This window comes from Thermotoga sp. RQ2, from assembly GCF_000019625.1.
In the GTDB taxonomy this organism is placed as follows: domain Bacteria; phylum Thermotogota; class Thermotogae; order Thermotogales; family Thermotogaceae; genus Thermotoga; species Thermotoga maritima.
On record NC_010483.1, the window covers coordinates 1,628,244 to 1,642,295 of the forward strand.

Consider the following 14,052-nt stretch of genomic DNA (forward strand, 5'->3'; position numbering starts at 1 on the left):
CCTTCCATACGTTCAGGGAGGGAAAACAGTGAAAAACATCGTTAAATTGTTTCTCTGGTTTCTTCTTGCCATTTTGAACATCGCTCTCTTCTGGGCAGGTGTTTTTCTTTTCCAGAACGAGTATTACGAACTTTCGATAGTGCTTTTCTCTCTGTTAGTTCTAATAGATTTCTTCATCATCAACCCAAAGGGATATCCTTACAGATACACCATACCTGCTCTTGTTCTGCTTTTTGTTCTTGTACTCTATCCGATATACTTCACCTTCAAAGTGGCATTCACCAATTATGGAACGGGCCACTTCATGTCGAGACAGGAAGCTATAGAGAGACTTCTCTATGACCCAAATTTTTCCTATGTGGTAGATTCGACTCCTGTTTCATATAAGGTGTTCGTGGTGTACGACGGCCTCTCTCCCACTGATGACTTCCTAATACTTTTCAAAACGGGAGATACCATTTTCCTTGGTGAAAGACCGAAACCAGTTGTCGCACGAGGTCAGGAGGTTCTCCTGAGTCAGTTCAATCTGGTTCCGATCACGGGTGAAACGATCTCACTGAACAGCGACACCTTCAGGATTGTTCCATGGCCTGCGGATCTCTCGGAGATCAATCTTGTAGTACGTGGTGAGAAGACCTACAAGAGCTTCTACTCACCCGATGACGAGATTCTGAGGTTGAATGCACCTTACTTCAAGAGCAGAATAGCTCAGGGTTATCTGGTGAACGCAGAATACGTGCTTCCCGATGGAAAAAAATTGGCCCTGAGAATTGCTCCGGATGGAGAATGGAGATTCATGTACGTGGAGAGGCTCTACAGACTGGCTTACAAAGAAATATACGACGGTGTGAAAATGAAGATAAAAACCACAGTAGTGAACAATCTCACGGGAAGAGAAGTGGTAGAACGTGAAGGTGCTTTCTACGATGTGGACGAAAATGGGAACGAGACGTTCCTTGTTGGATTCATAGATTTTGTGGGATGGAAAAACTTCCTGAGGATCGTTAAAGATCCAAAGGTTTCCGGTCCTTTCTTCAGAATATTTCTCTGGACTTTCGTGTGGGCTGTTCTCAGCGTGGTCCTTTCCCTCGCTGTGGGACTTCCGTTTGCGCTTGTTTTGAACAACCCAAGACTCAAGGGAAGAAACCTCTACAGGACGCTTCTGATCATTCCCTGGGCCATTCCAGTTTTCATTTCGGCTCTGGTCTGGCGCAATGGACTTCTGAACGAGTCTTACGGTGTGATCAACAAGTTCCTTTTACCTCTTTTTGGCCTCGAACCAATAAAATGGTTCAACGATCCCTTCTGGGCACGTGTGGGAGTCCTTCTCGTCAACGTCTGGCTCACGTTTCCGTACATGATGACGATCTCACTCGGTGCCCTTCAGAGCATTCCACCAGAGCTCTACGAGGTAGCGGCAATAGACGGTGCAGGAAGATTCAGGAGATTCTTACACATCACCTTTCCACTCCTTATGACCATCGTTGCACCTCTCCTCGTCAGCAGTTTCGCCTTCAGTTTCAACAACTTCACCATCATATATCTGATTACGGGTGGTGGGCCTCCAATTCCTAACTCGACCACTCCAACAGGATACACAGATATTTTGATCTCTTACGTCTACAAACTGGCGTTTGAAGGTGGTCAGGGACAGGACTTCGGTTTTGCCAGTGCCATTTCAATACTCATCTTCTTCCTAGTCGGAGGAATCAGCTTCGTAAACTTCAAGCTGTCTGGTGCATTCGAAGAGGTGAGCAGATAATGGTGCAGAGAAGAGGGAATATCTTTACACACATCTTTCTCATTTTCATAATTGCGGTGATTCTGTTTCCCGTTGTCTGGGTAGTAACAACGTCTCTCAGAAGAGATGAAGCGGCCTTTTCCTCGAAACTGTTCACGTCACGACTGACTCTGCAACACTACAGGGATCTTGTGGCACCCGAAAAGAATCTTCCTTTTCTCGTGCAGGATCTCCAGGCAATGATTTCAAAGGTAAAACCTTACGATACCTGGTCTGAGGAAGAACTCAAGGACGCTGTAGGGAGTTCTATCGAAAAAGTGAAATCCTATCTGTCAGAGACGGAGGCTAGGTTGAACGACGCTGTGAATTCCTTTGAAAGAGTTGATGCTTTTTTGAACGATCACTCCGAAGAGATAAAAAACAGAACGATCGAGGAAATGAGGGAACTTCTTTCATCCATCCAGATACCGGATCTGAATGATTCGGTAGAAAACAGAGCGGCTCTTTATCTCGTTCTTTCAAAGGAAAGATACAATTCAACAGCTCACAAGGCGTTGAAAGAGTTACTGGAAAGGTTCACGGGTGTTGACACCGGTACAAGAGACGGATACGAAAAAGCGATAGAGAGTCTGAAAGAAAGCTACGAAAAATTGGCTGATGGATACGATGGACTCATTGAAGAAACTCAAAGAGAACTGAATGCTGTGAAAGAGGAGATGTCTTCTCTCAGACAACAGTACAGTGATCTCCAGGATGATGTAATGGAGGCCAATCTCGTGATCGAAAAAGACATAATACCGGAGCTGGAAAGAATAAAGATCTCACTTTCAGAACTCAACAATCTCAGGGAACAAATAAGACAAACTGCGTTGAGCAGCCCGTTTCCTGTGGCCGATGAAGAATTCTCCCGAAACACCTCAGAAGCTGTTCAGATGCTGAATGAATTCCTCGATGAAATGATCACTTTCGCTGAATACGATTCTTTGAAAGATTTACTTGTGGAATTGAAAAAGGAGCTTACAAAACTCTCCGAAGGAAACGAAGATTTGAGAAACCGTCTCCTTTTCTCCGATCTTATGAAAATTTACGAAGAGTTGCATCCGAGGCTCATCAGAATTCTGAAGGAAGCCGCCGAAACTATTGCCAGCATAAAAGACAGAATAATGGTTCTGAACGTTCTCAATAAGCGTCTAAAGGATCTTGAGATCCAGGAAAAGGATCTAACTGCGAAAATTTCTGAGTATCAGCAGAAAATTTCTGAGGTTCAGCAGAAACTATTGGAACCTCAAAGAACGCTGAACCTGATCGTCTTCAGATACGATCTTGAGAAAACAATTTCCTCACTTGAAGGAGTTAAAGCTTTCAAGAAAACTGATCTTCTCAGATACTCCTCCGCTTTGAAAACTCTTCGCGATTTCATGAATTCTTACTGGAAGAAAGACGAACTCTACAGCAGAATATCCAGAGTGGTAAAAGAGATGCGGTGGATAGAAGAGTACAGAGATTTTGCAAGCAAATTCGATGTTTTCCCGGAGAATCTGAAAGCAATACTGGAAGAAATGCACACCTCACTGAGCGACCTCGAAAGATCTTCCGGTGATCTCATATCACTTTCATCTCAGGGATTGTACGTGTCTTCGAGTGTTCTGAGCAGAATGTACGACATTGTGAAAATGGATTTCGTCAACAGAGTCAGGGCGAACATGTCAGTTGCATCGAGGCGGGCCGGTAACCTGATTGACCTTGTACCATTCTCCGAAGTTAAGAAAGACCTGAGAAATATAGACAGAGAGCTTTTCAGAATAGACCAGATCTGGAAACAGAAAACGAAACACTATTTCTGGCTGTGGGTTCTCAACTCCGTGATCGTATCCCTGATAGTGGCATTCATAACAACGACCGTGTGTGCGATAGCGGCCTATCCCTTCAGCAGGATGAGATTCCTTGGAAGGCGTTACGGAATCATGGCACTCCTTCTGATACAGATGTTCCCGGGTGTGATCTTCATGATTGCCATATACGACCTTCTGAACTTCATGGGAAAGTACATTCCATTCATAGGAATTGACACTCTAGGTGGTTTGATCTTCGCATATCTCACCAACATCGCTTACAACATGTACTTGATAAAAGGTTTCTACGACACAATTCCCACCTCGCTTGAGGAGGCAGCCATCGTCGATGGAGCAACGCGTTTCCAGAGTTTCTACAGGATCATAATTCCACTTGCAAGACCAATTCTCACGGTGGTGTTCCTGCTGGTCTTCATTGGAACGTTCAACGAATACGTTGTTGCGAGGATAATCCTTCAAAATGTGAGGCACTACACGTACGCTCTTGGTCTTCAAGCGTTCGCCACGGGTCCATATGAAACGGAATGGGGACTTTTCACAGCGGCAGCCCTTCTTGGAATGACACCGATGGTGATTCTGTTCCTCTCACTCCAGAGGTATCTCGTGAGTGGTCTTACAAGGGGTGCAGTTAAAGAATGAAGGAGGTTGGTTTGATGAGAGGGGTGCTTTTCGTGCTGATGATTTCTTCCATGGCCTTTGGTTTGATAGTCAACCCGGTGAAAAACCTGTGCGAGGATTTCATCTTTGGAATGGATGTTTCTATGCTCTACGAGATCGAGCAACTGGGTGGGAAATATTTCGAGAATGGTGTGGAAAAAGATTGTCTTGAAATACTGAAGAATCATGGAATAAACTGGATCAGGTTGAGGGTGTGGAATGATCCGAGAGACGAGAATGGAAATCCTCTCGGAGGAGGAAACTGCGATTACCTGAAGATGACAGAAATCGCTAAAAGGGCAAAGAAACTCGGAATGAAAGTGCTTCTTGACTTCCATTACAGCGACTGGTGGGCGGATCCTGGAAAGCAGAACAAACCAAAAGAGTGGGAATATCTTCATGGAGAACTTCTGGAGAGGGCGGTTTACTCCTACACGAAACTTGTACTGAACCACATGCGAAGAAACGGGGCACTACCAGATATGGTCCAGGTGGGGAATGAGGTGAACAACGGTTTTCTCTGGCCTGACGGCAAGATTTCTGGAGAAGGTGCAGGTGGTTTCGACGGATTCACAAGACTTTTGAAAGCTGCCATCAAGGCCGTTAGAGAGGTTGATCCGGATATAAAGATCGTTATTCATCTGGCGGAAGGTGGAAACAACTCTCTCTTCAGATGGTTCTTCGACGAGATCACAAGAAGAAACGTGGACTTCGATGTAATAGGTGTATCTTACTACCCGTACTGGCACGGAACCCTCGAGGATCTGAAAAACAACCTCTACGACATAGCCACAAGATATAACAAGGATGTGCTCGTTGTTGAAACAGCTTACGCCTGGACACTCGAGGATGGAGATGGTTATCCCAACATCTTCAATGGTGAAGAAATGGAACTAACAGGTGGCTACAAGGCAACCGTTCAGGGACAGGCAACATTTCTGAGAGATCTCATGGAAGTGGTAAACAGCGTTCCCAACGGCCATGGACTCGGGATTTTCTACTGGGAAGGAGATTGGATCCCTGTGAGGGGGGCTGGATGGAAAACCGGAGAAGGAAACCCCTGGGACAACCAAGCTATGTTCGATTTCAGTGGGAACGCTCTCCCATCACTGAATGTTTTCAAACTGGTGAAAACATCATCGCCAGTGGAGATTGCGATAAAAGAGATCCTTCCTGTGGAGGTTACAACCAACCTGGGAGAGGTTCCAAAATTTCCAGATGCTGTGAAAGTTCTGTTCAGCGACGATTCCATCAGATCTTTACCTGTCGAATGGAACTTTGATTCTGCCCTTGTTGAAGAATCCGGTGTTTACAAAGTGGAAGGCTACATTAAAGACATTGACCGGAAAATTTTCGCGACACTCACCGTGAAGGGTAGCAGAAACTATCTGAAAAATCCGGGCTTCGAAACAGGAGAATTTTCGCCTTGGCAGGTCTCGGGAGACAAAAAAGCGGTGAAAGTTGTAAAAGTCAATCCTTCAAGCAATGCGCACCAGGGAGAGTACGCAGTGAATTTCTGGCTCGATGAATCCTTCAGTTTCGAACTGTCACAAGAAGTGGAACTTCCAGCAGGTGTGTACAGAGTAGGGTTCTGGACCCATGGAGAAAAAGGTGTGAAGATTGCTCTGAAGGTAAGTGATTACGGAGGAGATGAACGATCTGTAGAAGTTGAAACAACGGGCTGGCTCGAATGGAAGAACCCGGAGATAAGGAACATAAAAGTTGAAACAGGAAGAATAAAGATTACCGTTTCTGTCGAGGGAAGGGCAGGTGACTGGGGGTTCATTGATGATTTCTATCTTTTCAGAGAAGAGTAACCGGAGGGTTAGAACATGAAGAAAAAGTACGTTACGATCAGAGACATAGCAGAGAAAGCGGGTGTTTCCATAAACACAGTCTCAAGGGCACTCAACAACAAGCCCGACATTAGCGAAGAAACCAGAAGAAAGATACTGAAAATTGCACAAGAACTGGGATACGTGAAAAATGCCACCGCTTCCTCTTTGAGGAGCAAGCAAACGAACATCGTGGGGGTCATCATAGCCGACAGTGCCAACCCGTTCTACGCGGAGGTCTTGAAGGGAATAGAAGCCGCTTCGAGAAAGTACGGCTATCAGATCATGCTCATGAACACTGAGAGAATCTACGAAAATGAAGAGAAGGCTATAGAAGTGCTTCTCCAGAGGAGAGTCGATGGTCTTCTCATAACACCTGTTCAGGATAAATCAGACGATATAAGAGCTTTGATCGAAAGAAAAGTTCCCTTCGTCATAGTCGGCAGACACTTCGAAGAGTTAGAAGTGGATGAGATCCACAGTGATGAGGTAAAGGGAGGGTATCTTGCAACCAGACATCTCATAGAAAGAGGAAGAAAAAACATCATTATGATCAGCGGATATCTGTTCAAATCGGCTGCCTACATGCGACTTGAAGGATACAGAAAGGCTTTGAAAGAGTACGGAATTCCATTCAGTGAAAAAATGATCATTGAAACAGACATTGACATAGAGAGTGGATATCGAGCGATGCGGGAAGCGATTGAAAAGGGACTTGAATTCGATGCGGTCTTCTGTTACAACGATCTACTCGCTTTTGGTGTGATAAAAGCCTTGAAAGAGTGTGGATATCGTATACCAGAAGATGTGGCTGTTGTTGGCTACGACGACATCGTTTACTCCTCCTTTGTCTGCCCGTCTCTGACAACGGTGAGGATTAAGAAATTTGAGATGGGTTTTGAGGCCTTCAGGATGCTTCTTCAAAGATTAAAAGGACGAAGAAAGAGAAGAAAACGGGTGATATTGGACGTGGAGCTCGTTGTGAGGGAAAGTGGTTAGTCTTTTCTGACAATTGCAGGTGATTATCTGGAAATAAAAGGATTTATTTGCGATTAATTTTTTCTTTTTCTTTTTTTCAACCTTTTCTTATTCTTGACTTTACGTGAACGTTCACGGTATCATTTACATGACTCCAGTAGAGGGGGGATTTTCATGAAAAAGGTTCTTGTGTTCGTGTTTTTAGTCCTCAGCGCTATTTCAGCGGTAATGGCTCAGATGCTACCACCTGGTATCCCTAGGGAAAAGACGTTGATACTGCCTTTCCTCTTTGCACCACTTCCCGCACCAGGTAACTGGAACCTCTGGGCAGGATGGAGAGCTCAAAACTGCGGTCTTCACCAGTTCGTCACCGAACCTCTCTGGACCATCAACCCCAACCCTGAGGAAGGCGGGATCATCAACGCACTCGCTGCGGAGCCTCCTATCTACAACGAAGACTTCACAAAGCTTACGATCAAACTCAGAAAAGGAATTTACTGGAGCGACGGGGTTGAATTCACAGCGGACGACTTTGTGTTCACGATTAAAACGGTGAAAGACACACCCGGTCTGGATTATCACGGCCCGATGCAAGATGTGAAAGATGTCTACGCCCTTGACAAGTACACGGTCGTTGTGGAACTTGAGAGACCAAACAGTAGGTTCCATGCCTACTTTGTTGAAAGATGGAATGCATTAAGACCTATGCCAAAACACATCTTCGAAAAGGTAAAAGATGTGGTATCCTTCGACTTCAACCCACCTGTAAGCTTAGGACCATACGTTTTGAAAGATTATGACCCCGCAGGATACTGGGTGCTCTGGGAGAAGAGAAAAGACTGGCAGAGAACAGTCACTGGTCAACTCTTCGGTGAACCTGTTCCTGAGTACGTCCTCTTCATAAACTACGGTACTCCTGAGAAGAACACGATGGCTATGCTGAGGCACGAACTGGACGTTCTTCAGGGATCGGCAGAACAATTGATTACACTTCTGAGAATGAGCAAAAATACCAGAAGTTACAGAAAAACATGGCCATACATAGATCCAAGAGATATTTCCACGAGAGGACCTGGTTTCAACTTCATGGTGTATCCGTACAACATCAAAGACGTGAGATGGGCACTAGCTTTGTCCATAGACATAGTAAAACTCGCCATTTCAACGTACGACGGAATGGTCGCTATGACTCCAGGACTTCCTCTGGTTGTCAACAAAAACTTCTACGAATGGTATTTCAAGAGACTGGAACCGTGGCTGGGGGAACTAGCACTGGATCTTGGAAACGGTGAAACCTTCAAACCGTGGGATCCACAGGCTCCATGGAAACTCCTGGAATGGGCTCAGAAAATGTACAAAGTGGATATCGATCCAAATAATGAAGAGGAAGTGCGTCTGACTCTGGGTTACGGCTGGTGGAAATACGCTCCAGATGCAGCGGAGAAACTGTTGAAAAAACATGGTTTCTACCGCGATGAAAACGGAAAATGGCATCTACCAAATGGTGACCTGTGGAAGATAACCATACTCAGAGGCCCAGATCCTACAGATATGGCTAACATCATCATAGAGGGAATCGCCGAACAGTGGAAAGAATTCGGTATAGATGTCGTCTTCAATGTCTCCTCTGCCGCTGCGACGCTCGCAGGTGAAGGACGGTTTGAGGTGGTCAACACAGCACACGGTGGTTTTGCTGGTGAACCATGGGGATTCCATCCGGATCTTTACAGATGTTTCAATGCGTTCAGAAGCGATTTTGTAAAACCCATTGGTGAACTGACACTTGGTAGTGCTCTTAGGTGGAGTGATCCCAGAATGGACAAAATCATAGAGGAACTCGAAAAAACAGACTGGAACGATTACGAAAAAGTTATAGATCTTGGAGTCGAAGGATTGAAGCTCGAAATTGAAGAGATGGTAGCAATACCGGTGTTCAACTGTCCTATAACGATCGTCTTCGATGAGTATTACTGGACCAACTTCCCAAGTCCAGAAAACGATTATGCGAGATGTGACAACTTCACCACCTGGCCCCAGCTGAAGTACCTGCTCCACATGGTCAAACCTGCTAAATGATCATGGAACTTTCGGGGAGGGGTTCCCCCCTCCCTTAACTTGAAAAGAACAAAGGGGGAAAAGATCAAATATGAACTTCATAAAAGGTTACCTCATACCTCGCTTGCTTCAGTATTTCATAGTAACATTTTTAGGTCTTTCAGCGATTTTCTTTCTTCCAAGGTTACTTCCCACAGATCCTGTTAAACAGCAACTTCAGCAGTACCAAACCTTTGGCGTTTACATTCCACCAGAACAGCAGGAAGAAATGATGAGAACACTAAGACAGCTCTACGGTCTTGAAGGAACACTTTGGGAACAGTATTTGAACTTTTGGAAAAGATTACTCACAGGTGATTTTGGACCTTCGTTTTCTAGGTTTCCAGTTTCTGTATCAAAGGTTATTTCTCAGGCTCTTCCCTGGACCGTTGGATTGCTATCACTTACAACCATCCTGAGCTGGATAATAGCTGTGATCGTTGGAGGAATTGTGGGATACTATAGAAAACGTTGGATGGAAGCACTCGATGTTGTCGTCATGATAATAAGACCTATCCCTTACTACGTTATGGCTCTGGTCTGCTTGATTCTGTTTGCTTACGTTTTTCCTATATTTCCTCTCAGCGGAGGAATTGGCATAGGTCAAAAACTTTCCTTCGATTTAGAAACCATTCTGAGTATCGTAAAACATGGTACTCTTCCTGCGCTCACTCTCATGATAGTAGGAATTGCTTGGCAGTTTCAGAGCATGAAATTGATAGTTCAGATAGTAAAATCTGAAGACCATGTTTGGTACGCAAAAACAGCTGGAGTTACAGAAAAAATGATTGTGCAAAACCACGTGATTAAGAACGCAATGCTTCCCATGATAACCCAGCTGGGTCTTCAGTTTGGTGGTATATTCTCGGGTGCCCTCATCACCGAGATGGTTTTTGCATATCCAGGAATAGGATGGATCTTGTACGATTCCATCATGAAGGCAGATTACAATCTGATCATGGGTGTGATGTGTATATCTACAATTGCTATTACAACCTCTATTCTCCTGTTGGATTTGATCTATCCATTGTTTGATCCCAGAGTGAGATACAGATGAAAGGTAAGGTGAGAAGATGAAACAAATAGTAAGAGTTTTCAGAGATCTTTTTAGAGATTATCGATTCACAGTAGCTTTCATTGCCTTGCTGTTCCTTCTTGTTCTATCTCTATTGTCTTATGTATCACCGTATGATCCCGTAAGCATATACCAGGTACCACGTGGACTTCCCCCTTCTTTTGAACATCCTTTTGGTACTAACTGGCTCGGTCAGGATGTATTCTGGCGTTTAACATTTGCTGTTAGAAATTCACTCTTGATAGCTGTCATAACAGCTTTCTTCTCACGTATCATTGCAATTATTGTTGGAATAGTATCGGGTTATAAAGGTGGAACATTGGATCGGGTGTTGATGACAATTGGAGATACAACAATGGTTCTGCCAATTTTGATTGTTCTCATAGTGATTTCCATGATTCTAAAAGACTGGGCTCGATCGTTTGTCAACCTGGGTCTGTTACTGGCGTTCTTTTCGTGGGCTTGGGATGCACGTGTTATAAGATCTCAGGTACTCAGCGTTAGGGAGAGAGATTTTGTTCGTGTAGCAGTTCTCTCCGGTATGTCAACCATGAAAATCGTTGGTAAGCAACTTCTTCCTCACGTTTTACCTGTGATATTCACGACCTTTATAAACAACATGTCGTGGGCAATCGGGATGGAAATTACCTTGGCTTACTTGGGATTAGGAATAGATCCTACCGTTCCGACACTTGGGACCATGCTTCAGAGAGCTATAACCAGACAAGCTTTGTTCCTTGGGTTATGGTGGTGGCTTGCTGCTCCTATAGTAACCGCTGTATTGCTTTTCATAGCCCTTTACTGGTTATCGGTGAGTATAAGTGAGTATCTCGATCCAAGGGCACGTTTTCAGAGAGTTGGTGCTGGAAAGTAGCAATAGCGGAGGTGTCATTGCGTGGAAGATATATTGATTCTGAAGAATCTTACCAAGGTGTATTCAATAGGTTCTCTCCTTTTCAGATCGAAAATAACGGCTGTTGACGGTGTATCTTTCTCTTTAAAGAGGGCAGAGATCTTTACCCTTGCTGGAGAGAGTGGCTGTGGTAAGTCCACAACTGCCAAAATGATATTAGGCTTTGAAGAACCAACCAGTGGCGATATCATTTTTGAAGGCAATAGCATCCAATGGTGGAAAAAGAGAAAAAAAGATTTTTTGAGAAAGGTGCAGGCAGTTTTTCAAAATCCTTTTGAGAGTTTCAATCCACTGCTTACGGTAGATGATATATTCTTCGAAACTGTTATGAACTATGGACTTGCAAATTCAAGAAACGAAGCAGAGAAATTAATAGATGAGAAACTCCAACTTGTTGGTCTGAAGTTTGAAGATATTAACGGTCGTTATCAAAGCGAACTTTCAGGTGGACAGCTTCAAAGGGCTTCCATTGCAAGATCACTTTTGAGTAATCCCTCTCTTTTGATCGCAGATGAACCGGTTTCGATGGTTGACGCATCACTGAGAATGTCCATTGTCAATTTATTTGCAAAGTTGAGGGATCAGTTGGGAGTCAGTGTTATTTACATCACGCATGATCTAGCAACGGCATATTATGTGAGCGACAGAATAGCCATCATGTTTCGGGGAAACATCGTAGAAACGGGACCCGTTGACAAAGTGTTGATTGATCCAAAGCATCCTTATACACAACTGCTTTGTGAATCCATTCCCGACCCTGATCCAGAAAAGAAATGGTCCAGAGAAATCACAGTCTCAGACACTGAATACGAAGAATATCTGAAAGAAGGTTGCAGATTCGCGGGAAGATGTCCCTATGTGAAAGAGATCTGCAGACATGAAAAGCCAGATGATGTTCTCGTGGACGGTGTGCTGGTGAAATGTCATATCTACAAAAAGTGAGGGGGGACTGTGATGCTCGGAGTCTGTTACTATCCTGAACACTGGGGAATAGAGAGAGTGGAAGAAGACTTCAGAAGGATGAAAGAACTCGGGATAGAGTACGTGAGGATTGGAGAGTTCGCCTGGAGCAGGATAGAGCCTGAGCGTGGAAAGTTCAACTGGGACTGGCTCGACAAAACACTTGAGCTGGCAGAGAAGATGGGGCTCAAGATCGTACTGGGAACTCCCACAGCTACACCTCCGAAGTGGCTCATCGATGAACACCCGGAGATCCTTCCCGTTGATAAAGATGGCAGGGTGAAAAATTTTGGTTCCAGAAGACATTACTGCTTCTCCAGCCCTGTCTATAGAGAAGAAGTGAAAAGAATCGTCACCATAATAGCGAAAAGGTACGGAAAACACCCGGCAGTCGCAGGCTGGCAGACGGACAACGAATACGGCTGTCACGATACGGTTAAGTGCTACTGTCCGAGGTGCAAAAAAGCCTTCCAAAAATGGTTGGAAAGAAAGTACGAGGGAGACATAAAGAAATTGAATGAAGCGTGGGGAACAGTGTTCTGGAGCCAGGAGTATCGATCCTTCGACGAAATAGAGCTTCCGAATCTCACTCCTGCCGATCCAAACCCGTCTCATCTTCTCGACTATTACAGGTTCGCTTCCGACCAGGTGGTGGAATTCAACAAGCTTCAAGTGGAGATCATAAGGGAGTATTCTCCTGGAAGATTCATCACACACAATTTCATGGGAGGATTTGTAGATTTTGACCATTACAAACTTTCAAGAGACTTGGATTTTGCATCCTGGGACAACTACCCACTCGGACACACACTCGTTTTTCTGAGAATGAAGGGTGAGACGAAAAATCCGTTCGATAGAGTAGGACACCCGGACATCATCTCCTTCTCACACGACCTGTACCGAGGAGTGGGCAGGGGAAGATTCTGGGTGATGGAACAGCAAGCAGGACCTGTGAACTGGGCTCCTTACAATCTCTGGCCTGCCAAAGGAGCAGTGAAACTCTGGACGTGGCAGGCATTCGCACACGGTGCGGAGGTGGTCTCTTACTTCAGATGGAGGCAGGTTCCTTTCGCGCAGGAGCAGATGCACTCCGGACTTCTGGCACCGGATTCAGCACCTTCCCCTGGATACCATGAGGTAAAGCAGGTTTTCGAGGAGCTCAAAAACATCGATATCAATGAACCCGTGAAAAGCGAAGTGGCACTTGTCTTCGATTATGAAACAGCATGGATCTTCTCCATACAACCGCACGGCGAGGGGGCGAACTACCTCGATCTTGTCTTCAGATGCTACAGCGCGCTCAGAAGTCTTGGTCTGAACGTGGATATAGTACCCCCTGGATCTTCACTGGACGGATACAAAATGGTCGTTGTTCCAAGTCTTGCCATTGTGAAGGAAGAGGTTCTGAACACGTTTAAAAAATACGACGGTCTTCTCGTACTTGGCCCAAGAAGCGGAAGCAAAACAGAGACGTTCCAGATTCCTCCCGAGATGCCCCCAGGTCTTCTCAAAGAGCTCATACCCGTTGAAGTAAGACAAGTTGAAAGCCTTGGGTACAACGCTGAAACTCTTATTTGGAACGGGAAAGAGTATCCCGTCTTGATCTGGAGGGAGGACGTGGATCCTACTATCACGGAAGTGATCGCAAGATTCAAAGATGGTTTTGGAGCCATATTCCGGAAAGACAACGTTTTTTACCTTTCTTTCTGGCCTGACAGAGAATTTCTTGTAGATTTCTTTGAAGCACTTTCAAAAGAATCAGGAATTGAAACGAAAAGATTACCAGAAGGAATACGCATTCAAAGGAGAGGTGAATATGTTTTTTCTTTCAATTTCACCTCTGAGGAGGTAGATTTAGAAATACCAGCAAAGGTTCAGATAGTTCTAGGAGATCAAAAGATTCCTCCCTACGGACTGTTGATATGGAGGGAAAACGAACACTGAGG

General features: G+C 44.8%; 9 protein-coding genes. All 9 read left to right on the plus strand.

From position 1 onward, the window contains the following. Nucleotides 1-28: 28 nt before the first annotated feature. The 9 genes from TRQ2_RS08345 to TRQ2_RS08385 all read left to right on the plus strand — a co-directional run bounded on the left by TRQ2_RS08345 (nucleotide 29) and on the right by TRQ2_RS08385 (nucleotide 14,050). Complete coding sequence (locus TRQ2_RS08345) at nucleotides 29-1,762, plus strand: DUF4896 domain-containing protein (RefSeq protein ID WP_012311217.1); 1,734 nt, start codon at nucleotides 29-31, stop codon at nucleotides 1,760-1,762. Continuing rightward, nucleotides 1,762-4,233 carry an ABC transporter permease subunit gene (locus TRQ2_RS08350; RefSeq protein WP_012311218.1) on the plus strand — a complete coding sequence of 824 codons (2,472 nt, stop codon included), beginning with the start codon at nucleotides 1,762-1,764 and terminating at the stop codon, nucleotides 4,231-4,233. The genes TRQ2_RS08345 and TRQ2_RS08350 overlap by 1 nt, the downstream gene beginning before the upstream one ends. A gap of 14 nt (nucleotides 4,234-4,247) precedes the next feature. Further along, nucleotides 4,248-6,068: a glycosyl hydrolase 53 family protein gene (locus TRQ2_RS08355; protein WP_012311219.1), complete on the plus strand. Its 1,821-nt coding sequence runs from the start codon at nucleotides 4,248-4,250 to the stop codon at nucleotides 6,066-6,068. 15 nt (nucleotides 6,069-6,083) lie between these two features. Next, nucleotides 6,084-7,085: a LacI family DNA-binding transcriptional regulator gene (locus tag TRQ2_RS08360; RefSeq protein ID WP_012311220.1), complete on the plus strand. Its 1,002-nt coding sequence runs from the start codon at nucleotides 6,084-6,086 to the stop codon at nucleotides 7,083-7,085. A 153-nt stretch (nucleotides 7,086-7,238) separates the two neighbouring features. After that, complete coding sequence (locus tag TRQ2_RS08365) at nucleotides 7,239-9,140, plus strand: ABC transporter substrate-binding protein (RefSeq protein ID WP_012311221.1); 1,902 nt, start codon at nucleotides 7,239-7,241, stop codon at nucleotides 9,138-9,140. Nucleotides 9,141-9,210: 70 nt separating this feature from the next. Continuing rightward, a complete protein-coding gene (locus tag TRQ2_RS08370) occupies nucleotides 9,211-10,215 on the plus strand; it encodes an ABC transporter permease (RefSeq protein WP_012311222.1) in 1,005 nt (334 codons plus the stop codon). 16 nt (nucleotides 10,216-10,231) lie between these two features. Then, a complete protein-coding gene (locus TRQ2_RS08375) occupies nucleotides 10,232-11,107 on the plus strand; it encodes an ABC transporter permease (RefSeq protein WP_012311223.1) in 876 nt (291 codons plus the stop codon). A 21-nt stretch (nucleotides 11,108-11,128) separates the two neighbouring features. Continuing rightward, nucleotides 11,129-12,088, plus strand: a complete 960-nt coding sequence (locus tag TRQ2_RS08380; protein ID WP_012311224.1) for an ABC transporter ATP-binding protein — start codon at nucleotides 11,129-11,131, stop codon at nucleotides 12,086-12,088. A gap of 12 nt (nucleotides 12,089-12,100) precedes the next feature. Continuing rightward, nucleotides 12,101-14,050 (plus strand): beta-galactosidase, encoded by a 1,950-nt coding sequence (locus TRQ2_RS08385; RefSeq protein WP_012311225.1) that lies wholly within the window; start codon nucleotides 12,101-12,103, stop codon nucleotides 14,048-14,050. The last annotated feature ends 2 nt before the right edge of the window (nucleotides 14,051-14,052 follow it).

Bases quoted from the DNA above. Each gene is read 5' to 3' on its own strand.
- TRQ2_RS08360 (WP_012311220.1), top strand. From the start codon at position 6,084: ATGAAGAAAAAGTACGTTACGATCAGAGACATAGCAGAGAAAGCGGGT.
- TRQ2_RS08385 (WP_012311225.1), top strand. From the start codon at position 12,101: ATGCTCGGAGTCTGTTACTATCCTGAACACTGGGGAATAGAGAGAGTG.
- TRQ2_RS08355 (WP_012311219.1), top strand. From the start codon at position 4,248: ATGAGAGGGGTGCTTTTCGTGCTGATGATTTCTTCCATGGCCTTTGGT.
- TRQ2_RS08370 (WP_012311222.1), top strand. From the start codon at position 9,211: ATGAACTTCATAAAAGGTTACCTCATACCTCGCTTGCTTCAGTATTTC.
- TRQ2_RS08350 (WP_012311218.1), top strand. From the start codon at position 1,762: ATGGTGCAGAGAAGAGGGAATATCTTTACACACATCTTTCTCATTTTC.
- TRQ2_RS08375 (WP_012311223.1), top strand. From the start codon at position 10,232: ATGAAACAAATAGTAAGAGTTTTCAGAGATCTTTTTAGAGATTATCGA.
- TRQ2_RS08365 (WP_012311221.1), top strand. From the start codon at position 7,239: ATGAAAAAGGTTCTTGTGTTCGTGTTTTTAGTCCTCAGCGCTATTTCA.